The organism is Mycobacterium sp. SVM_VP21 (assembly GCA_024758765.1).
In the GTDB taxonomy this organism is placed as follows: Bacteria; Actinomycetota; Actinomycetes; order Mycobacteriales; family Mycobacteriaceae; genus Mycobacterium; species Mycobacterium heraklionense_C.
Genome location: CP101406.1, coordinates 359,029 through 379,949 on the forward strand (window position 1 = coordinate 359,029; position 20,921 = coordinate 379,949).

General features: G+C 68.4%; 16 protein-coding genes and 1 pseudogene. 5 read left to right on the forward strand and 12 right to left on the reverse strand.

The window, feature by feature from the left end:
* Positions 1-3,273, reverse strand: a complete 3,273-nt coding sequence (locus tag NM962_01890; protein UVO12940.1) for a LuxR family transcriptional regulator — start codon at positions 3,271-3,273, stop codon at positions 1-3.
* A gap of 150 nt (positions 3,274-3,423) precedes the next feature.
* Here NM962_01890 and NM962_01895 point away from each other — a divergent pair, with 150 nt between their 5' ends.
* A complete protein-coding gene (locus NM962_01895; GenBank protein UVO12941.1) occupies positions 3,424-4,659 on the forward strand; it encodes a cytochrome P450 in 1,236 nt (411 codons plus the stop codon).
* On the opposite strand, the gene nudC is transcribed toward NM962_01895, so the two are convergent.
* The 4 genes from nudC to NM962_01915 are packed head-to-tail and all read right to left on the reverse strand — an operon-like array spanning position 4,631 to position 13,250.
* Positions 4,631-5,554: an NAD(+) diphosphatase gene (nudC, locus tag NM962_01900; protein ID UVO12942.1), complete on the reverse strand. Its 924-nt coding sequence runs from the start codon at positions 5,552-5,554 to the stop codon at positions 4,631-4,633. The genes NM962_01895 and nudC overlap by 29 nt on opposite strands.
* A gap of 22 nt (positions 5,555-5,576) precedes the next feature.
* Positions 5,577-6,653, reverse strand: a complete 1,077-nt coding sequence (locus NM962_01905) for a potassium channel family protein (protein ID UVO12943.1) — start codon at positions 6,651-6,653, stop codon at positions 5,577-5,579.
* Between the two features lie 55 nt (positions 6,654-6,708).
* The gene (locus NM962_01910) at positions 6,709-10,113 is read right to left on the reverse strand and encodes an ATP-dependent helicase (protein UVO12944.1); all 3,405 of its coding nucleotides are present in this window, start codon (positions 10,111-10,113) and stop codon (positions 6,709-6,711) included.
* On the reverse strand, positions 10,110-13,250 hold the full coding sequence (locus NM962_01915) for an ATP-dependent helicase (GenBank protein ID UVO12945.1): 3,141 nt from the start codon (positions 13,248-13,250) through the stop codon (positions 10,110-10,112). The genes NM962_01910 and NM962_01915 overlap by 4 nt, the downstream gene beginning before the upstream one ends.
* Before the next feature lie 58 nt (positions 13,251-13,308).
* On the opposite strand from NM962_01915, the gene NM962_01920 reads away from it, so the two are divergent.
* Both NM962_01920 and NM962_01925 read left to right on the forward strand, forming a co-directional pair.
* On the forward strand, positions 13,309-14,097 hold the full coding sequence (locus tag NM962_01920) for an alpha/beta hydrolase (GenBank protein ID UVO12946.1): 789 nt from the start codon (positions 13,309-13,311) through the stop codon (positions 14,095-14,097).
* An 11-nt stretch (positions 14,098-14,108) separates the two neighbouring features.
* On the forward strand, positions 14,109-14,405 hold the full coding sequence (locus NM962_01925) for an MGMT family protein (GenBank protein ID UVO12947.1): 297 nt from the start codon (positions 14,109-14,111) through the stop codon (positions 14,403-14,405).
* 93 nt (positions 14,406-14,498) lie between these two features.
* Here NM962_01925 and NM962_01930 read toward each other — a convergent pair whose 3' ends face one another.
* The 3 genes from NM962_01930 to NM962_01940 all read right to left on the reverse strand — a co-directional run bounded on the left by NM962_01930 (position 14,499) and on the right by NM962_01940 (position 17,804).
* Positions 14,499-15,353: a TIGR02569 family protein gene (locus NM962_01930; GenBank protein UVO12948.1), complete on the reverse strand. Its 855-nt coding sequence runs from the start codon at positions 15,351-15,353 to the stop codon at positions 14,499-14,501.
* A gap of 122 nt (positions 15,354-15,475) precedes the next feature.
* Positions 15,476-16,669, reverse strand: a complete 1,194-nt coding sequence (gene moeZ / locus NM962_01935) for an adenylyltransferase/sulfurtransferase MoeZ (protein UVO12949.1) — start codon at positions 16,667-16,669, stop codon at positions 15,476-15,478.
* A gap of 100 nt (positions 16,670-16,769) precedes the next feature.
* Entirely contained in the window at positions 16,770-17,804 is a 1,035-nt protein-coding gene (locus NM962_01940; GenBank protein ID UVO12950.1) for a DUF3152 domain-containing protein, read from the reverse strand.
* A gap of 204 nt (positions 17,805-18,008) precedes the next feature.
* Here NM962_01940 and NM962_01945 point away from each other — a divergent pair, with 204 nt between their 5' ends.
* Positions 18,009-18,695 carry a TetR/AcrR family transcriptional regulator gene (locus tag NM962_01945; protein ID UVO12951.1) on the forward strand — a complete coding sequence of 229 codons (687 nt, stop codon included), beginning with the start codon at positions 18,009-18,011 and terminating at the stop codon, positions 18,693-18,695.
* Here the strand turns inward: NM962_01945 and NM962_01950 are convergent.
* From NM962_01950 to NM962_01960, 3 genes are all read right to left on the reverse strand, one after another.
* A complete protein-coding gene (locus NM962_01950) occupies positions 18,685-18,939 on the reverse strand; it encodes a DUF3107 domain-containing protein (protein ID UVO12952.1) in 255 nt (84 codons plus the stop codon). The two genes, NM962_01945 and NM962_01950, sit on opposite strands and share 11 nt — an antisense overlap.
* A 100-nt stretch (positions 18,940-19,039) precedes the next feature.
* Entirely contained in the window at positions 19,040-19,447 is a 408-nt protein-coding gene (locus tag NM962_01955) for a VOC family protein (protein ID UVO12953.1), read from the reverse strand.
* 5 nt (positions 19,448-19,452) lie between these two features.
* Complete coding sequence (locus tag NM962_01960; protein UVO12954.1) at positions 19,453-19,896, reverse strand: helix-turn-helix transcriptional regulator; 444 nt, start codon at positions 19,894-19,896, stop codon at positions 19,453-19,455.
* Positions 19,897-19,912: 16 nt separating this feature from the next.
* Here NM962_01960 and NM962_01965 point away from each other — a divergent pair.
* Positions 19,913-20,014, forward strand: a pseudogene (locus tag NM962_01965) (gamma-glutamyl-gamma-aminobutyrate hydrolase family protein).
* Here NM962_01965 and NM962_01970 read toward each other — a convergent pair.
* Positions 20,009-20,704: a ferritin-like domain-containing protein gene (locus NM962_01970; GenBank protein ID UVO12955.1), complete on the reverse strand. Its 696-nt coding sequence runs from the start codon at positions 20,702-20,704 to the stop codon at positions 20,009-20,011. The pseudogene NM962_01965 and the gene NM962_01970 sit on opposite strands and share 6 nt — an antisense overlap.
* Between the last annotated feature and the right edge of the window lie 217 nt (positions 20,705-20,921).

Consider the following 20,921-nt stretch of genomic DNA (forward strand, 5'->3'; position numbering starts at 1 on the left):
TCAGTGCCGGGCCGCTTCCTGTGCCAGCTGGACCCGCGAGCTCAGCCCCAACTTGGTGTAGACGTGGGTGAGGTGAGCCTGCACCGTACGCGGCGAAACGAACAGCCGTGCCGCGACCTCTTTGTTACCCAGCCCCTCACTGACCAGCCGCACGATTTCGCGCTCGGCTCGGGTCAGCGACGACCACCCGCTCTCCGCGCGCTTGCGCTCGCCCTTGCCGCGCCGCGCGTAGCCAACCGCCTCATTAATCGACAGCGCGGAACCTTCCGCCCAGGCCGCTTCGAAGGCGTTCTCACCCAACGCATCTCGTAGAACGGAGAGCCCGGACCGATCTTGCTCGGCCAGCACCGCCAACGGTTTGACGCCGATGAGCCGGCGAGCCGCCTCAGCTGCACCGAACAAGCGAGCGGCAACCAGATGGTTTTCCGAGGCAGCCGCCGTGTGGCCGAGACAGTCGAGGGCGAACGGGACCAGGAATGGCGCACCGAGTTCCTCGGCAATCGCGAGCGCTTCATAGGCGTCGCGTTCGGCTGCCGCGACGTCAGACCGAGCGATCTCCACCCGGGCACGCGCTACCAGCGTCAACGCACGACCGTAGCCGCGAGTCGCCGCCACAATATCGTCGGCCCAGCGTCCCGCGTCGGCGATGTCGCCACATACCAACGGCGCCAACGACGCCCACACAAAGGACGAAGCGGTCTGCGGGTCCAGCCCGGAGCACTCACGGGCAGTTTCGAATGCCTGCCGCGCCGCCGACGCGTCCCCCGCAGCCAGGTGCGCCATCCCCAGTGCGCAATAAACGGGACCGTTGTAGTACTCGAAGAGGGAAACCCTGTCCGAGGCCGCCGCCGCCTCGGCCCGCGACCCCGCCGTGTCTCCCGCGTAGGCCAACACAAAGGTACGCATGGTGTGGCCGTACATAGAGTACATCGCATCGTTGGCCCCTACGGCATCCTCGATCACCTCCCCCAAACGAGTGACGGCGCCGGATAAGTCACCGCCGTACATCTGAGCCCAGCCCAGCGCGAACCGGCACTGGCGCGCGATGAACGCCGCGCCGATGTCCTCGGCGATCCGGAGCCCCTCGTCGGCGGCAGCCGTGATCTCGGCGAGGCGCTGATCCAACATCAGACCCGCGATCGCGTTCGAGGCCAGCACCTGACCCAACGTCCCCAAGTCGTTGACAGCTCGGGCGAAATCGGCCGCCTCGGTGAAATATTCGCGGGCCAACTCGGGTTTACCGGGGGCACAGATCATCCCGCATGCCGCCAGCGTCCGGGACAGCATGGCGGGGTCGCCGCGCTCGCGGACGACGGCCAGGCATTGTTCGGCGTCGTTGAGGACATCGGTCCGTCCGAGAAAGGACAGCAGCTGCGCCCGACATACCGACGCCCACGCCCGCGTCTCCGACACCTCGGAACGGTCCGCGTCAGAGGGCGCCGTGAGCCAACTCAGCCCTTCCTGGATGCGCCCGCGAGTCAGCCACAGCGGTTGCAGCGCAACCGCCAGCATCAGTGCCCTATCGACGTCTGCACATTCCCTGCTCCACGCGAAAGCTGCTCGTAAATTATCGATTTCGACATCCAGCCGATCGATGAGGTGTTCTTGGACGGCCTGGTCCCCGGAATCCAGCGCTGCCGCCAACATGGTGTAGTGATCACGGTGGCGGGTCCGAATTTCGTCGGCCTCGCGGGATTCGCTGAGCTTTTCCATGGCGTATTGGCGCACGGTCTCGAGCAACCGGTAGCGGGTGCCATGTGGACTGTCGTCGGCGACCACCAGTGACTTGTCGACCAGTAGGACGAGCTGATCGAGCACCTGGTAGCGCTCGATCCCGCCGCCCATGATCGCATGGGCCGCGTCGAGGTCACCCCCGCCGAGAAAAACCGCCATCCTGCGGAACAGCACCTGCTCGGGCTCCGACAGCAGGGCGTGGGACCAATCGACCGAGGCTCGCAGGGTTTGCTGGCGTCGTACCGCGGTGCGCGCACCACCCGTCAACAGCCGGAAGGTGTCGTGGAGGCTGTCGCGGATCTCGTCGGGCGACAATGCCCTGACCCGCGCCGCTGCAAGTTCGATCGCCAGCGGCAGCCCGTCGAGGCGACGACAGATCTCGGTCACCGTGTCGAGAATGTCGGAGGACACCGCAAAACCAGGCTTGGTGCGACGGGCGCGATCGCCAAACAGCTCGATCGCTTCGTCGGACAAGCCGAGTGACGGCACCCGCCAGCTCACCTCACCGGTCACCCCGATCGGCTCGCGGCTGGTCGTCAGCCACGTCACCGCGGGGCATGCTGCCAGCAGGCCGGTGATCAGCTCCGCACAGGCGTCGAGGAGATGCTCGCAGTTGTCGAGCAGAATCAGGACTTCACGATCACGCAGGAACCGCCGCAGCATGCCGCTCAACGGTTGGCCGGGCTGGTCGGGCAGACCCAACGCTCGCGCCGTCGTCACAGCAACCATCTCCGGCTCAACGATCGGTGCCAGATCCACATAACAGACCCCGGCGGCGAAATTCGCGGCGACAATGCCGGCGACTTGCACCGCCAACCGAGTCTTTCCGGCCCCGCCCGCACCGGTCAAGGTGACAAGGCGATTCTCACTGAGCGCCTTCCCGACGTCGGCGATTTCCTGCCGACGGCCGATGAAACTCGTCAGGTGTACCGGAAGGTGGTTGATATCAACGGGACTGGCGACCCGAAGCGGCGGGAACTCGTTGCGCAAGTCTGGGTGGCAGAGTTGCACGACACGTTCCGGGCGAGGCAGGTCCCGCAGTGCGTGAGTCCCCAGGTCAGTGAGCATGACATCGTCCGGGAGCTGGTCGATGACAAGGAGTTCGGTGGTACCCGACAGCACGGTCTGACCGCCATGGGCGAGATCTCTAAGCCGCGCAGTGCGATTGATGGTCGGACCGACGTAGTTGCCCTCGTCGCGAAGCTGCACATCGCCGGTATGCAGTCCGATCCGCAACTTGATCGGCGCCAAGGCCGCCCGCTGCAGTTCCAACGCGCACGCCACGGCGTCCATGGCACGGGCGAAGGCGACAACACAGCTGTCACCCTCCCCCTGTTCGACCGGCCGGACACCATGGTGGTGCGTGACCACCTCGGCCAAGATCTGATCGAGCCGTGCCACTGCTGCCCGCATCACCTCGGGCTGGGTATCCCACAACCGCGTCGAACCTTCGACGTCGGCCAACAGCAGGGTGACGGTGCCCGTCGGAAGTTCCCCGATGTCAGTCATGCCCGTGCCGTTCCAGCTCGTTTCGCTCATGCTAGCCAGCCTGCGGTGACAGATGACATACAACATCAGCGAAAATGCCAATCATTGCCTCGACTCAGCGCGTACGTAGGCGTCCGGTGGACGCAGAATTACGCTCTTTGACCGATGGCCGAGCGTCGGCAACATCGCAGAGTTCTGGACATGAATCCTTACGCGAGCCTGCCGACCATCCACTACGGCGATAACCCGACTCCAGAGCAATTCCACCGCGCCGTCGCCGAGGCCAGTGGCGCGGGTCCGGTCGCCCTCGGCCCGTTCTGTCCAGAAGTGCTCAGCTACGACCTGGTGCGAAGCGTCTTGCGCGATCCACGGTTTGTGACGCCGCAGGGCATCGCCCTGGTGCTGCAGAACATCACCGCCGGTCCCGTCTGGGATCGGGTCACGCGGCTGTTGCTCAATTTGGACGGCACCGAGCATCGCAGGCTGCGTGCTCTGGTGGCAAAGGCCTTCAGCCCACGTGCCGCCGAACGGATGCGCAGCGCGTGCACTGACGTCATCACCGAGCTGGTAGACCGGTGCGCCGCCGCCGGTCGGTGCGATTTCGTCGCCGATATCGCCAGGCCATATCCGATCCCGATCATCTGCTCGCTGCTCGGCGCCCCGCGCCAGGACTGGGAACAGCTGTCCGAGTGGGTGGTGGGTGTGGGCAAGGCGATGAGCATCGAGGTCGCCCAAAACGAGAGCGAGATCCTGCGCGCCTGGGACGGCCTGGAGGACTACGTCGAACAGCTCATCACCGTACGGCGCCGAGAGCCGGCCGATGACCTGCTCTCCGAGCTGCTGCGGGCCGAAGAGGACGGCGACCGGTTGAGCCACGACGAACTCGTCGCCCTAGTGGTGATCCTGTTCAATGCCGGTACCGACACCACCCGGCATCAGTTGGCCGCGGCCGTGCAGGTGCTCGTCGATCATCCGGATCAGTGGGAGATGTTGAGCCGGTGCCCCGATCTGGTGCCACAAGCGGTTGAGGAGGTGCTGCGACACAGCCCGGTGAACCTCCGGGTCCTGCGCAAAACCATCGTCGACGTCGAGCTCGGCGGTGTGATGTTTACGTCAGGCTCGTTCGTCATCGCCAATACGGCTGCGGCCAACCGGGATCCGGCTGCCTTCGAAGACCCGGATCGTTTTGACATCACCCGTACCGGAACACCGACGATGCAGACCTTCGGTGGCGGTGTGCACTACTGCCTGGGTGTGCACCTGGCCCGGGTCGAACTGATCGAGGCACTGCGGGTTCTCACGGCGATGATGCCGTGTCCGCGTCGCACCGGCCCGGCGCCGTGGAAACCGGTCACCGAACTGACCGGACCGACGGTGTTACCCCTTGAATTCGACGATCGCGCGTCGTTCAGTCCTGCTCAGCCCAGGACTCGATGATGGTCCGGGCGATCGAGATCGACCCGGGCAGCAGCAGTTTCGCATCGGGATCGCCGCTGTTCCACGCCCCGGCAGACAGCGCGGTGCGCACCTCGTCGCGGGTGAACCACGCCGCCTCGGTGATCTCGCCGTCGCTGAAGACGAAGGTCTGACCCGGATCAGCGACGGCGTGGAAACCGACCATCAACGACCGCGGGAACGGCCACGGCTGGCTGCCCAGATAGGTCACATCACGCACGCTCAGCCCGACCTCTTCGTGAACCTCGCGGATCACGCAGGTCTCGAAAGACTCGCCGGCCTCGACGAACCCGGCCAGCAGCGAGAACATCCGAACCGGCCAGTTGTGCTGGCGGGCCAGCACCACCCGGTCCGCGCCGTCATGCACCAGACAGATCACCGCCGGGTCGATCCTCGGGAACTCCTCGACACCGGTGATCGGATTGACCCGCGCCCACCCACCTCGTGCCGGCTTGGTCGGTGTACCGTCGACCGCCGAAAACCGGGCATTGTCATGCCAATTCAGTAGCGCGATGGCCGAGGACACCAATTGGGCACTGACGTCGTCGAAGATGTCGCCGGTGGCACGGATGTCCAGCACCGAGACGTCGGCACCGGTCGGCGCCTGCAGCGCGCCGCGGACCGCCCAGACGTGCCTACCGTCCTCGACACGGCCTAGGAACACCGCGTCCGGTGGCGGTGTGTCGCTCAGTTCGCTGGCCTCCTGCAGCACCACCCGGCCGGCAGCGACCAGTACCTGGTTCCGGGGATCGACGCGCAGCAGTGCGGCGGAGGACCAGCCGGCGACTGCCGCGTCGGTGTCGGTACGCAACTGGTCGGCTCGATCCGCCCCGACCCGCGACAGCAGGGGCACCTGGCGCAGCTGGAAGTTGCCCATCAGTCCTTCCCGCGTCGACGCATCACTGGTTGGTCACCGTACGCACATAGAGCAGCCGGTCGCCGGTCTCAATCACATCGACCTCCGGTGCATCCAGTCGCAGCAGCCGGCCGTCGCGGACCAGGGCAAGGACTATCTCGTTAAGGTGCTTGGCCGATCCGCCGACTTCCTGGTGCTCCACCTCACGCTCCGCGATGGCGTAGCCGGCATCCGGGGTGAGCAAGTCCTCGATGATCTCGACTACCCGGGGCGTGGTGGTGGCGATGCCGAGCAGCCGACCGGCGGTCTCCGAGGACACCACGACCGAGTTGGCGCCGGACTGCTCCAGCAGGTGCTGGTTCTCGGCTTCCCGGATGGACGCCACAATGGTGGCCTGCGGGGCGATCTCGCGGGCGGTCAGCGTCACCAACGCCGCCGTGGCATCGGAGCCCGTGGCCACCACGATCGCCGACGCGCGTTGGGCGCTGGCCAGCCGCAGCACATCCGAGCGGGTCGCATCACCGTCGACGGTCACCAGCCCGGCGGTCTTGGCGCGTTCGAGGACGGCTCGGTCGTTGTCCACCACGACAATGTCGCTAGGGGTGGTCTCGTCGTCGCCGAGCATCGCCGCGATCGCGGTCTTGCCCTTGGTTCCGTACCCGATGACGATGGTGTGGTCTTTCACTCTCTTCCTCCAACGCTGAATGCGAAATGCCTGCTGGGAGGTCTCGGTGAACGCCTCCACGGTCGTTCCGACCAGCAAGATCAGGAAGGCGATCCGCAGCGGGGTGATGACCAGCACATTGATCATGCGGGCGAACTCGGTGACGGGCGTGATGTCGCCGTATCCGGTGGTCGACAGGGTCACCGCCGAGTAGTAGAGGCAGTCCAGAAAGCTCAACCGGTCGCCCTGAACGTCTTGATAGCCGTCGCGGTCGACGTAGACGAACAGCGTGGACACCAGCAGTGCCGCCAGCGCGATCAGGCTTCGGCGGTAGACGGTGCGGCCGGGACTTGACTGCCCGTGCGGCATGCGTAACACGCCGACGAGCGCATAACTGGGTTGGGCGGTCAGCGTCTCGTCAAGACGCCGCAACCGCCGCCAGCTAGCTCCTGCCACGACGGGCGGTCATCGGTCAGCCTGACGCACGGACCCACTGTAACCACACGGCCCGTCAGGTGTTGAGCAGCGCGGCCAGGTCAGCCAGTTCAGGCAGCTCGTCGGCAACCACGGTGATCCCGGAACGCACATAGTGGAAGGCGGCTCGCACCTGCAATGCCGGGCAGCCGGTCAACGCGGCCCAGGCCAACCGGTAGACGCCGAGCTGGACGGCGGCGTGCCGGCGCGCCTCTGGTCCATCCGGGGGCGCGCCGGTCTTCCAGTCCACCACCGTGACACCACCGTCGCGCTCGACGAACACCGCGTCGATCCGGCCGCGCACCACCCGGCTGCCGATGGCCATCTCGAACGGCACCTCAACGGCGGTGGGAGTGCGGGCGGCCCAAGGCGATTCCAGGAACGCCGCCTGCAGACGGGCCAGCTCCTGTGCATCGGCGCGGGCGGTGTCGGCATCGGCAGCGCCGGGCAGATCTTCCAGCTCGAAAAGTCGCTCGGCGCCATAGAGCCGCTGAACCCAGTCATGAAACGCGGTGCCCAACAACGCATGCGGGTCCGGGCGGGACGGGAGCCTGCGACTCAGACGCTGCCCGGCGCCGGTGGGGTCACGGCTCAGCTCGACCAGGCCACTGACCGAGAGCTGGGTGGGCAGAACGCGGGCCCGCTGCGTCGTGGCCGTGGCTCGCTCTGCCAGCAGGGCATCCACGTCGGCTGCCCACGAGCTGACCGAGGGAGTGTCGTCCTGGGGTTCACCGCCCTGGGGTTCACCGGCCTGCAGCTCCGCAACGACCAAAGCCGCGCCACGTTCGATATCATCGCGCCGGCCGGCCAGCGGATCAACCGGCCATATTTCTTCGTTTACGGTGTCGCCTAACGGATTTTTCTCACCGTCGGCCGACGCCTGCACCCAGTGCTCGACCACCCCGCAGGGAGTCCCGGCCTCGGCCGAGCTGTCGATCACCGCCTTGATCTCGGTGAGAAAGTCCGACGGGCCACGCGGCTTGATCTCGCCCTGTCCCCAGTGGTGGCCAGAGACCAGCAGAGTGTCCTCGGCGCGGGTTACAGCGACGTAGAGCAGCCGACGCTCTTCGTCGACCCGCCGCTGATCCAGGCGGCGCTGATGTTCGGAGATGGCGCCGGACAGCTGCTTTCGGTTGGTGACCGCGTTGGTGTCGAGTAGTGGGACACCATGGTCGCCGGGCTGATGCGACGGTCCCAGCTTCGTCTCTCCTCCGTCGAACCTCGCTGAACCGTCGGGCTGATGCGACGGTCCCAGCTTCGTCTCTCCTCCGTCGAACCTCGCTGAACCGTCGAGTTGGGCCCGGTCGCCGCGCAGCAGCGGCGGCAGTTCGGCGGCGTCGGAGAGCCAGCTGCGTCGCGACGCAGTCGACGGGAAAACCCGTGCCACCAGGTGCGGTATCGCGACCACCTGCCACTCCAGCCCCTTGGCGGCATGCACGGTGAGGATCTGGACACGGTCGGCAGCGACCGCCGGCGCCGCCGGCGCCAGCCCGTTCTCTACCACGGCGGCGGCGTCCAGATAAGCCAGCAGACCCGGCAGCGCGGCCTGGGCCCCGGCACCCTCGGCGTAACCGGCCACCACATCGGCGAAGGCGTCGAGTTGTTCGGTGCCTGCCGCACTTGCCGCCACCGGCTGCGCGGCGAGCACCTCACAGTCCAGGCCCAGCACCCGACGTACCTCAGCGACCAGATCGGGCAGCGGATGCCACAGATGCCCGCGCAGCAGGGTCAGTTCGTCGGCGAGGGCGACGATGCGCCGGTATCCGATGGCCGAATAGCGCTCTGTCGGACCGGGATCGGCCAGCGCGTCGGCCAGACATGCGGTCTCGGAATCGGGTCCGGCCGTGGCAGCGATCTCCGTGGCCGATACCGGCGTACTGGATTGTTCGGGCCGGGCCAGCTCGGCGGCGCGTCGCCACAGCGCGGCGAGATCGGCGGCGCCGAGCCGCCACCGCGGACCGGTCAGCACGCGCATCGCGGCCGCGCCGGCGGTCGGCTCTTGGATCAGCCGCAGCATCGCCACCAGGTCGGCCACCTCCGGCACGGACAGCAGCCCGGCCAGCCCCACCACTTCCACCGGGACGCCTCGGGCGCGGATCGCCTCGGCCAAGGGCGCGGCGTCTGCGTTGCGCCGCACCAGCACGGCGGCAGTGGGCGGGGCAGCCCCCTCGGCGTCGGCCTGCCGGTAGCACCGCTGCAAGGCCTCGGCGACCCACTCGTCTTCGGTGACCACGTCGGGCAGCAGCGCGACGCGCACGTCGCCGGGGGCCGCGGCCGGGCGCGGCCGAAGCGATTGCACCGTGACGGAGCGTCGGCGTGCCTCCGCGGAGATCTCGTTGGCCAGGTGCAGCACTTCCGGCGGGTTGCGCCAGCTGGTCCGCAGCTCCAGGGTGGGTGCCGGGCTGCCGTCGGAGAGCGGGAAGTCGGTGGCGAATCGGGGCAGGTTGGTCGCCGAGGCGCCGCGCCAGCCGTAGATCGACTGGATCGGGTCACCCACCGCGGTCAGCGCCAAACCGTCGTCGACACCGCCGCCGAACAGCGACGACAAGGCGATGCGCTGGGCGTGCCCGGTGTCTTGATACTCGTCGAGCAGCACCACCCGGTAGGTGGCGCGCAACCGGGCGCCGACGGCCTCGTTTGACTGCGCCAGGCGCGCGGCTGTGGCCATCTGGGCGCCGAAATCCATTGCCCGTTCCGCCCGCATGCGTTGGTGTAGGGCCTCAATCAGCGGCACCAGCTCGGCACGTTCGGTCTGAGTGTCGAGCATCTTGAGCAGCGACTGGTTGGGTTCGGCGCGCTGTCGCGGGCCCGGCGGCAGGGTGTGCACCAGCCGCTCCAACTCCAAATGCGTGTGGCGCAGTGCGTCGGTGTCGACCAGGTGTTCGGCGAGCTGGCCTGCCAGCCGCAACACCATTGTGGTGACCGCGGCGGGATCCCGGTCGGTGTGCAATTCCCCGGGATAGCCGCTGACCACGTCGAACGCCAGCTGCCACAGCCCGGTCTCGGTGAGCAGGCGGGTGTCTGGCTCGATGCCGAGCAGCAGCCCGTGCTCGCGCAGCAGCGCGCCGGCGAAGGCGTGATAGGTGCTCACCACCGGTGTTGCCGGCGGGACACCGTCGGTGCCGTTCGCGCCGGATTTATTCGGTTCGGCCGCCATCAGTCCGGCGCCGGCCAACCGCGCCAGCCGGGATCGAACCCGGCGCAGCAGTTGGCCGGCCGCTTTGCGGGTAAAGGTCAGCCCCAGGACCTGCCCGGGCTCGGCATAGCCGTTGGCAACCAGCCACACCACCCGGGCGGCCATCGTCTCGGTCTTGCCGGCGCCCGCGCCGGCGATCACCACCAGGGGGCCCGGCGGGGCGGCGATGACCGCAGCCTGCTCCTCGGTGGGCTGGTGCAACCCGAGCGCGGCTGCCAGTTCGGCGGGGTCGTAGCGGTTTCTCATGCGCCGCACCCACCGTTGTGGGCCGGGCAGATCGGCCGGACCGGGCAGTGCCGGCACCCGTCGTTGACGCGGGCGGCGAACTGCGGACCGGCGGTGGCCGCGGCCGCCTGCGCGATCCGCTCCCGCCATTGCGCACCGGTGTCGGGCGTCAGGGGGTCTTGTTGGCGCTCGGTGGCGCCGACCGTTCCCGGTTTGGCGGGATAGACCAGCCGGCCCCCGCCTGGCCGCTCGTCCGGCCCGATGAGCCCGGCTTCGACCGCCAGCTGGTAAACCGCCAACTGGGCGTGCTGTTGTGTGTCGTCCTTGCTGACCGGGGTCTTCGCGGTCTTGACGTCGACGACCACCAGCCGGCCGGCGGCGTCGCGTTCGACCCGGTCGATCCGGCCGCGGAGCCGAACCCCGTCATCACCGGCGTCGATCACTCCGTCGAAGCCGACCTCGGTGCCGACTTCGGTGAGTTCGCCACGGGTTTGGGCCCGCCATGCCAGAAACGTCTCGATGATGGCGCGATGCCGGTCAAGTTCGTTGGCCGAGTACCACTGCGACGCAAAAGGCAGCCGCTGCCATGCCCGATCCAACTCGGCCTGCAGTTCCTGCTGGCTGCCTGCGGATTCGGCGACCAACGCGTGTATCACCGATCCGATCGTCGAGCGCAGGTCGCGACCGTCGGTTCCGCCGTGACGCTCGGCCAGCCAGCGCAGCGGACAGTCCAGCAGGCTCTGCAGAGCCGACGGCGACAAGGTGACCGGTCCGTCGCCGAGTTGTCGAAGTGGCTCCTCGGTGCTCAACGGCGCCGCGCCGTACCAACTGTTCGGATCGGCACCGGGCACCCCGGCCCGGGCAAGTCGCGCCAATTGCATTGCCGCGTCCGCGCGTTCAGAATCGCTGGCCTCGGTCTCCGGTGCGCAGACCACGGCACGCAGTCGGCCCACCAGCCCGGCCGCGGACAGCACCGGCGGAGCCACCACCGGTGTTGCCGGCGCTGCGTGCCCTTCATCGGTGGCGCAGGCCGCGAGTTCGGCGAAGAACTCCGACGGGAGCTGTTCCTCGGTGCCGCCGTCCCCGTCGCCGTCGACAGCGGTGATCAGCAGCCGACGCCGTGCCCGGCCCAGCGCCGCCACCAACAGCCGCCGCTCTTCGGCAAGCAGCGGGGCCCGAGCCGAGACTTCCTCCCCGAAGCCATGCAGGGTGTCCAGGAGCCGCTGGGTTCCCAGCACTCCGCCGCGCGGAACGGTGTTGGGCCACAATCCTTCCTGGACTCCGGCGATGACCACCAGATCCCATTCGCGCCCGAGCGCGGCGTGCGCACTGAGCACACCCACTGCCTCCGTGCCCGTCGCGGACTCGGTGCGGGGCGCCGCCAGTTGCATGGCAGTGACGTACTCGATGAGTCCGGTCAGGGTGGCACCGGCGGTGCGCGCCACGTACTGCTCGGCGAGGTCGAACAGCGCGGTCACCGCATCCAAGTCCCGCCCGGCTTGGGCGCCGGCAGTACCACCGCGCTCGGCTGCCGACAGCCAACGTTGTTGCAGCCCTGACCGATTCCAGGCCTGCCACAGCGTGTGGTGCGGGTCGCGGCCGTCGGCGTGGCTGCGGGCCGCGGCCTGCAACACCGCACGCACCCGGCGCAGCGCGCGGGTGTGCACGGCCGGCAGGTCACCGGATGCGCCGGTGAGCACTGCCGCGAGGCGGTCGCCGGGATCAGATGGGGTCTCCAGGCGAGCCGTGCCGCGGCGCAGGGTGCGCTGCAGTTGCCGCAGCGAGATGGGGTCCACCCGCCCGATCGGCCCGCTGAGCAGGGCCAGCGCCCGACGTCCGTCCACGGCGTCAGCGGTGCACTCCAGCACGGTGAGCAGGGCTGCCACCGCGGGCTGTTCGGCGAGCAGGCCACCGCTGGCCGGTAGCTCGACCGGGATTCCGGCGGCGGCCAGGGTGCGGGGCAGCCGCGCGGCCGCCCGCGGCACCGACCGGACGATCACCGCCATCTGCGACCACGGCACGCCGTCGATCAGGTGGGCGCGCCGCAGGGTGTCGGCGATCAGGGCGGCCTCGGCGTGACTGTTGGCCGCGGTGCGCACGCCCACCGTACCGGCGTCGGGTCCGGTGCCCTCGATGCGACGGGTGGCGCTGGTGCCCGGTAACCGCCCGGCAACGGTGCTGATGGCCTTGGCCACCGCCGGGGCGCACCGGTGCGACGTCGTCAGCGTCACCACGGGCACCGCGGCTCCGTCGGGCTGCGCATCGTCGGCCAGCAGGACGGTGGGTTCGGCACCGCGGAAGCCGTACACCGCCTGATCGGGGTCGCCGGCGATCACCGTCCGGTGCACGCCGGCGGCGAGCACCCGCACCAACCGTGCTGCCTGCGGGTCGAGTTGCTGGGCGTCGTCGACCAGCAGCAGCCGGATCCGGCTGCGTTCGTCGATGAGCAGATCCGGGTCGGTCGCGAATGCCTCCAGCGCCGCCCCGACCAATTCCGCCGCGCCCAGCGCCGGCGTAGTCGCCTGGGGCGCGGCGGTCCCGACTGCGGCACGCAGCAGCATCACCTGCTCGTACTGCTGGGCGAACCGGCCCGCGGCCGTCCACTCCGGGCGCCGGCAGCGCTTGCCCAGCCTGGTCAGCTCGGCCGGGTCCACGCCGCGTTCGGCGCAGCGTGCCATCAAGTCCCGCAGTTCGGTGGCAAAGCCGTCGGTAGCCAGGGCGGCGTGCAGCGACGGCGGCCAGGCGCCGGCTCCGTCCCCGGCAAGCAGCTCCCGGATCACGCTGTCCTGTTCGGCGCCGGTAACCAGCCGCGGCGGGGTGGCCTCGGCTCGCCGGGCCGCGCGCTGCAGGACCGCGAAGGCATAGCCGTGCACGGTCCGCACCAGTGGTTCCCGGATCGCTTGGCCGCTGTCGGGCCCGCCGGCGGCCAGCAACGTCGCGGTCAGGGCTCCGCGGTCCGCCGAGGGAAGCCGGCCCGAGCCCGTGAGCAGCAGCACCGAATTCGCGTCCACGCCGGCGGCGATGTGGGCGGTGGCCAGCTCCACCAGCAGGCGGGTCTTGCCGGTGCCGGGGCCTCCGCGCACCTGCACGACGCCACGCGCACGCGGATCGAGCGCCGCGGCGACCTGCGCGGTGGGCGATCCCCAATCGTGTGGCATGCCGCCTATGAGAGCACTGCCCTCCGACAAGTGTGGGCGCGGCTGGCACCATCGACGGGTGAATCCCGATCATCGACTGCATGTGCACCGCTACGGCCCGGACGCACCGGTGGGGCTCCTGGCGGTCCACGGGCTGACCGGTCACGGGGCGCGCTGGCGCTACGTGGCCGAGCAGCTGTCCGACATTGCCGTCGCCGCGCCGGACCTGATCGGCCACGGGCACTCGTCGTGGGCGGCCCCGTGGAGCATCGACGCCAACGTCGCGGCGCTGGTGGCGCTGCTGGAGGGCACCGCTGACGGCCCCATTCCGGTGGTCGCGCATTCCTTCGGCGGTGCGATCGCGCTGCATCTGGCCGCGGCACGGCCCGACCTGGTCGACGCGCTGATCCTGCTCGACCCGGCGATCGGCCTGGACGGCGAGTGGATGGCCACGATCGCCGCCGCGATGCTGGCCTCCCCCGACTACCCCGACCCCGCCGAGGCGCGGGCCGAGAAAGAGAACGGCGCCTGGTCCGACGTGGATCCCGGCCTGCTCGACATCGAACTCGATGAGCATCTGGTCGCGCTACCCTCGGGCCGCTTCGGTTGGCGTATCAGCGTGCCCGCGATGATGTCGTACTGGAGCGAGTTGGCCCGCGCTATCGTGCTGCCGAAATCCACGCCGACCACCGTGGTCCGGGCCACCCGCACCTCGCCGCCGTATGTGGAAGCGGCGCTCATCGATGGTTTGCGCGATCGGCTGGGCGCGAACTTCCAGCTGGTCGACTTCGACTGCAATCACATGGTCGACCAGGCCCGTCCCGCCGAGGCTGCCGCCGTGATCCGCGCGCAGCTGGCCCGGCGCTAGGAGCGCAGTCCGTGGCGGCCGTCACCGACGAACAGGTCGAGCTGGTGCGCGCGCTGATCATCAGCGTGCCCGCCGGCCGGGTCACCACCTATGGCGACGTCGCTTCGGCGGCAGGGCTTTCCAGTCCCCGCATTGTGGGCTGGATTCTGCGGATCGACGGCACGGACCTGCCCTGGCACCGGGTGCTCCTGGCGTCGGGACGGCCGGCGGACCACTTACGTACCGAGCAGCTGGAACGTCTTCGCGCCGAAGGAGTCCTGGCCGTCGACGGGAAAGTGGATCTGCGCACGCTGCGACACCGGTTCTGAGGGTGGCACATTCGGCGAGCGTGTAATCAGGCCGAAAGAACAGCCCGAGAACCCGCGCTGAGTACACGTTCGGCGAGAAGCGAGAAGCGAAGGCTAGAGCGCCAGGCGGACCAACGCCGCAGTGCGGGCCAACCCGGGGAACGCCTCCTCGGTCGAACGCGGATGCAGAGCATGTACGGCAAGTCGGAACATCAACGCGCGCAGCAACATCTGCGGCCACTCGGGCAGCGTTTCCCAGCGTTCGATCAGCCCGTCGTCGGCATCACCCCACGACAGGGCATCCACCACCACCACGCCGGCCGCCCACGAGGCGGGCCGCCAGTAGGGCGTGATGTCGGTGATACCGGGCGCGGCGGCGCCGGAGAACAGCACCGTGCCGTACAGGTCGCCATGCACCAACTGGCTGGGGCTCTTGGTGGGCTTACGCAAGGTGGCCAGCTGGTTGATCAGGTCGATCGACCGCTGACCGTCCACCGACCCCGGGGCTAGCCGTGCACCGGCCTGCAGCGAGGCGAATGGCCGTTCCTCCCAGGCCGCCCGATCCGCGGCGATGAACACGTCGACGTCGGCCCACGGCGCCACCGGTGCCTGGGTCAAGAATCGGGGCCGCTCCAACTTGGAGGTGGCTTCGTGCAGTCGAACCGCCGCGGACACCACCTCGTCATGGCGCGGCTCGGGACTGCCGCCGACGAAGGTGTCCGCGCGCCAACCCGACACCACATAGCGTCCGTCGGTGGAACGCACCGGGCGGGCCAGGCGGATGCCGTCGGCGAACAGGGTCTCGCGTACTTTCGCCGACCACGCGGCCCTGGCATGGTCGGCGACCATCGACAGGACCACTTCCCCGCACTTCCAGCCGTCTTCCCAGCCGGCACCGAGCGGCGTGGGCGAAACGTTGCGAGTACCGAACGTCGCCAGCACATGTTCGGGCGGCGGCTCGATGGTCACGCGATAAGACTAGCCGCGGTGATCGCAAGCACGGCGGAGCCGGGCGCGGCGGGTCACCGTCATTAGTCACGGTGATCGCAAGCACGGCGGAGCCGGGCACGGCGGGTCACCGCCATAAACCGCTAATACATGACCATGTCGGGCTGCATCTGCTTGGCCCACGCCACAATTCCCCCCTGCAGGTGGACCGCGTTGGCAAAGCCAGCCTTCTTCAGAGTGGCTAGGGCCTGGGCCGAACGGACCCCGGTCTTGCAGTACAGCACCGACATTCGGTCCTGCGGGAGCTTCGCCAGGCCCTCACCGGTGTTGATCATCGACTGCGGGACCAACTGGGCACCCTCGATGCGGTTGATCGCCCACTCTCCCGGCTCGCGCACGTCGATCAGTGCCAACTGTTGCCCGGAGTCCAGCAGCTCACGCAGCTCGGCGGGAGTGATCGTGGATCCGGCGGCCGCGACGGCGTCCTCCTCGGGAACCACGCCGCAGAACGCGTCGTAGTCCACCAACTCGGTGATCGCCGGTGTGGCGGGGTCCTTACGGATCGCAATGGTGCGATAGCTCATCTCCAACGCGTCGTAGATCATCAGCCGTCCCAGCAGCGGTTCGCCGATACCGGTGATCAGCTTGATCGCCTCGGTGCCCATCACCGACCCGATCGAGGCGCACAACACCCCGAGTACTCCGCCCTCGGCGCACGAGGGCACCATGCCCGGCGGCGGCGGCTCGGGATACAGGTCGCGGTAGTTGAGGCCGCGCTCGTTGCCGTCCTCGTCGGCCGGCGCGTCCTCCCAGAACACTGACACCTGGCCCTCGAAGCGGTAGATCGAGCCCCAGATGTAGGGCTTGTGCGCCAACACCGCCGCGTCGTTGACCAAGTAGCGGGTGGCGAAGTTGTCGGTGCCGTCCAGGATCAGGTCGTACTGCGCGAACAGTTCGACGGCGTTGGACCGGTCCAGCCGCACCTGGTGCAGCTGCACCCGTACCAGCGGATTGACCTCGGCGATCGAGTCCCGGGCGCTTTCGGCTTTGGCGCGTCCGATGTCGGAGACCCCGTGGATGACCTGGCGCTGCAGGTTCGACTCTTCGACGACGTCGAAGTCGACGATCCCGAGGGTGCCGACGCCGGCGGCGGCCAGATACAGCAGAGTCGGCGCGCCCAACCCACCGGCGCCGATCACCAGCACACGGGCGTTCTTGAGTCGCTTCTGCCCCTGCACGCCGACGTCGGGAATGATCAAGTGGCGGCTGTAGCGCGCCACTTCATCCCTGGTCAGCTCACCGGCCGGCTCCACCAGCGGCGGCAGTGATATCGGCACCGGGCACTCTCCTCAACGTCGCGTCCGCCAACCCATCACAGCAGCTGGTGGAGGCAACGACAAACCGCGGGTGAAGCTTCCCAAAGGGCAGCTGACCGGCTCAGGCAATCGGAGACGGCCACGGGTTGAAGCGGCAGGTCTTCCCGTCCGGCTTGACCCAGTCCGGGTCGAACTTCGCCGCGTCGTCGTTGGAAGTGCCAAACGTCTGCTGCATCATCACCGGCGCCAGCCCGTCCTGCTTATCGCACGGTTCGTGGTGCTGGTAGCCGATGGCGTGGCCGACCTCGTGGTTGACCAGGTACTGCCGGTAGGACCCGATGTCGCCCTGGAAGGGCACGGCACCGCGAACCCAGCGGGCTTCATTGATGAACACCCGCGGCTCCGACTTGGCCCCGTAGGACGGGTTGTAGCAGGACGCCTCCAGCGGAATCTCGTAGCCGCAGCCCTCCCGGACCGTGATCGGCGACGTCAGCGAGATCCGAAAATCAGGGGTGATCGGGCTGCTGGCGTCGACCCGTACGAACCCGATCTGCGGGGTGTGCGTCCATCCCTTGGGGTTACGCAGAGTCTGGTCGACCATCCGGGCGAACGCTTCGTCGCCACCGAACGCCGTGGTGTCGATGCCGTTCTCCACCTCGATGGTGTAGGCGAACACCTTCTCGGTGCCTTGACCGAATTCCGGCTCCGTGCCGGGTATGACATGCCAGGACATGTCGCCGGCTTCGGTGAACGGGCCGCCGTTGGGAAGCACGCCGGTAGGCAGGTTGACGTCGAACTCGGTGAGGCCGCGCGGTGGTGCGCCGATGATCGAGGTGCCCGCCGATCCGATCGTCGGCGGCCCCTGGACCGTGTCGTCGGCGGCCTGGGTGCGCACTCCGGTGCCGGTCACGGTCTGATACACCACTACGACGGTCAGAGCCATGAGCACCGGCAGCGCATAGGCACGCCAGCCGTAGGTGGACACGAACCTGCCCAGCCAGGTCTGCTTGCGCCACTGGCGGTGCACATCACGGTCGGACCGCAGCCGCCCAGCACCGGCCGCGAGCGGGTCACGCTGGGCGCGCAATGGCTCGCGGAAGCGATCCCGCAGCACCGGGGCTCGACCGCCGCCGCTCCGCCCCGGGTCGTAGGTCACCGTCCCAGAATGGCACAAGGTCTGCGAGCTGGGACTCTGCGGCACGCCAGGAGGTGTGCCGCGAAGGGTTCGAAATGGCGATCGACGGCCGATTGGCGGATGTCGCTGGTGGAAGTGACGGCTGCAGCGCGTAGTCTCGCTGTCACGCACCGGCCGTCGCGGACCCAGGTCCCGGGCGTCCGGCCGAACCAGATTGAGGAGTCGATGAGCAAACCGATCGACACGGCAGAGCGGGACGGCGCTCAGCCGACCGGCCGTCGCTCGAGCGGCACCAAGGCGGCGACCACCGGCGGCCGCCGAGGCAGCCGGCTCCCCCGCGACGAGCGCCGGGGGCAGCTGCTGATCGCCGCCAGTGATGTATTTGTCGACCGCGGTTACCACGCAGCCGGCATGGATGAGATCGCCGAGCGGGCCGGTGTCAGCAAACCGATCCTCTACCAGCACTTCGCGTCGAAGCTGGAGCTGTACCTGGCGGTGCTGGCCCGGCACGTGGAGAACCTGGTCTCCGGCGTCCGTCAGGCATTGCGGACCACCACCGACAACCGTCAGCGGCTGCGGTCGGCGGTGCAGGCTTTCTTCGACTTCATCGAGCACGACAGCCAGGGCTATCGGCTGATCTTCGAGAACGACAACGTTGCCGAGCCGCAGGTGGCGGTTCAGGTGCGGGTGGCCACCGAGTCGTGCATCGACGCGATTTTCGACCTGGTCAGCCACGACTCCGGCCTGGACCCGCACCGCGCCCGGATGGTCGCGGTTGGGTTGGTCGCGATCAGCGTCGACTGCGCCCGGTACTGGCTGGACAGTGACCGCCCGATCTCCAAGGACGACGCCGTCGACGGGACGGTGGCGTTCGCCTGGGGCGGGCTATCACACGTGCCCCTTACCCGGTAGCGGCGTCAGCGCCGATCCCGAAACCGACCCGCCGGCTGTCGGCGACACCAATCTCCACGTAGGCGATCTTGGCGGCCTGCACCAGGAAGCGACGGCCCTTCTCGTCGGTGAGGGCAAGCAGTCCAGCGCCGTCTGCGCCCTTGCCCAACGCGGCGCCGACCAACTTCTCGACCTCATCGGGCGTCTGCGCACTGTTGATGACCAGTTCGCGCGCGCTGTCGGTGACCCCGATCTTGACCTCCACGCCGGCCCCTTTCGTTTGCGGTGGGCGTTGTTAAGCAGGCTAGTGGACGGGGACCCGGTTGGTGCGCACCGGCTGTTCGCCCTTGGCGATAACCGTCTTCTCAGCGTTGTTGAATGCGAACCATATTGCCGGCGGGATCACGGAAAGCGCAGTCCCGCACGCCATATGGCTGTTCCGTCGGTTCTTGGACCACTTCAGCGTCCGCCGCCTGCAACCGGTCGAACGCGCCGTCGAGGTCCTTGGAGGCCAGCAGAAGCGTGCCGTAGGTCCCCTTGGCCATCATTTCGGCGATGACGCGGCGCTCAGCGTCGGTGATCCCGGGGTTGGCCGCCGGCGGGAACAGAACGATCGAGGTATCGGGCTGATTGGGGGGTCCGACCGTGATCCAGCGCATTTTGCCTTTTCCGACGTCCAGGCGCACCTCGAAACCCAGCGCGTCGCGGTAGAAGGCCAGGGAGGCTTCCGGGTCGTCGTGCGGCAGGAAACTCGAATGAATGGTGATATCCATAGCGGTCACGGTAGGTGCAGCGCGCCGGCTGGGGCTTCTCGATTCCTGATCGGTCTGGTGACCTGTTTTTCCAGGCACGACGGGATGCCCTCGGTGAGGTGCATGGTCTCCGCCCGGTAGCGGCTGGGTGGCATTCCGACGAGTTCGGTGAAGCGCGTACTGAAGGTCCCCAGCGATGAGCAGCCCACCGCGAAACAGACTTCGGTGACGCTCATGTCGCCGCGCCGCAGCAGTGCCATCGCGCGTTCGATCCGGCGGGTCATCAGGTAGGAGTACGGCGATTCGCCGTAGGCAAGCTTGAATTGTCGCGACAAGTGTCCCGTGGACAGGTGCACGTCGCTCGCGAGTGCGTCCAGGTTCAGCGGTTGGGCGTAGTCGCGGTCGATCCGGTCCCGGACGCGCCGCAGCCGCGCCAGATCACGCAGATCCTGGGCATGCCCGCCGGTCACGTGCTGACATTATCGCGGCGACCCGCTTCGCCCGGCTCCGCCGCGCTCGCGATCGCCGCTAAGCCATGGCGGCGACCCGCTTCGCCCGGCTCCGCCGCGCTCGCGATCGCCGCTAGGCCAGACCCAGCTCGCGCATGCGTTCGTCGTGGGTGTGTTGGAGGCGATCGAAGAACCCGGCCAGCTGGGCCAGCCCGGCCGCCCCCGACACCACCAGATCGACGAGTTCGTCGCGATCGGCCAACACGTACTGGGCCTGGGTGATGGCCTCACCGAGCAGGCGACGCGACCACAACGCCAGCCGGCTGCGTTGTTTGGCGCTGGCCGTGACCGCACCGCGCACCTCGTCGACGACGAACTGCGAATGCTTGGTCTCGGCGAGCACCGCGCGCACCACATCGCCCACCTCGTCGGGCAGCCCGTCGGCGATCTGCAGGTAGAAGTCGGCCGCCATCGCGTCGCCGATGTAGGTCTTGACCAATGCCTCCAGCCAGGTGCTGGGCATCGTCAGCCGATGGTAATTGTCAAGGGCGGTAGCGTATTTCGACATAGCCGCGACCACATCGACACCGCGGCGATCAAGCGCTTCGCGGAGCAGTTCGAAGTGGCCCATCTCCGCGGCGGCCATCGCCGCCATCGAGATCCGGCCACGCAGATCGGGTGCCATCCGGGCTTCGTCGGTGAGCCGGTAGAACGCGGCCACCTCGCCATAGGCCAGCACCGCGAAAAGCTCGTTGACACCGGGATGATCGGCGGACAGCCGCGGCGGGGAAGACTGCGCTTCCGCGTCGGCGGAGGGAACCGAATTCATCACCACACTGTATGCGTTCCGCGGCAATGGACCGATGCCCGGCCCGACCAGGTACTATGAGCCATAGGCAGTGCCTCTTCGGCGCTGCCGCGCAATGTGCGTACACGTGGTTGGCCCGCCTCCTCGGCGAGTGCAGGGCCCCCGGCGGTGCCTTCGAATATGGGCAAAGTATCGACCGTCTCCAGTGTGTGCGCCCCGACCCGCACCGCGATCGACT

Excerpts from the sequence above, each read along its gene's own strand:
- NM962_01910 (UVO12944.1), bottom strand. The coding sequence starts at position 10,113 with ATGAGAAACCGCTACGACCCCGCCGAACTGGCAGCCGCGCTCGGGTTG.
- nudC (UVO12942.1), bottom strand. The coding sequence starts at position 5,554 with ATGGGCAACTTCCAGCTGCGCCAGGTGCCCCTGCTGTCGCGGGTCGGG.
- NM962_01915 (UVO12945.1), bottom strand. The coding sequence starts at position 13,250 with ATGCCACACGATTGGGGATCGCCCACCGCGCAGGTCGCCGCGGCGCTC.
- NM962_01895 (UVO12941.1), top strand. The coding sequence starts at position 3,424 with ATGAATCCTTACGCGAGCCTGCCGACCATCCACTACGGCGATAACCCG.
- NM962_01955 (UVO12953.1), bottom strand. The coding sequence starts at position 19,447 with ATGGATATCACCATTCATTCGAGTTTCCTGCCGCACGACGACCCGGAA.
- NM962_01890 (UVO12940.1), bottom strand. The coding sequence starts at position 3,273 with ATGAGCGAAACGAGCTGGAACGGCACGGGCATGACTGACATCGGGGAA.
- NM962_01970 (UVO12955.1), bottom strand. The coding sequence starts at position 20,704 with ATGAATTCGGTTCCCTCCGCCGACGCGGAAGCGCAGTCTTCCCCGCCG.
- NM962_01945 (UVO12951.1), top strand. The coding sequence starts at position 18,009 with ATGAGCAAACCGATCGACACGGCAGAGCGGGACGGCGCTCAGCCGACC.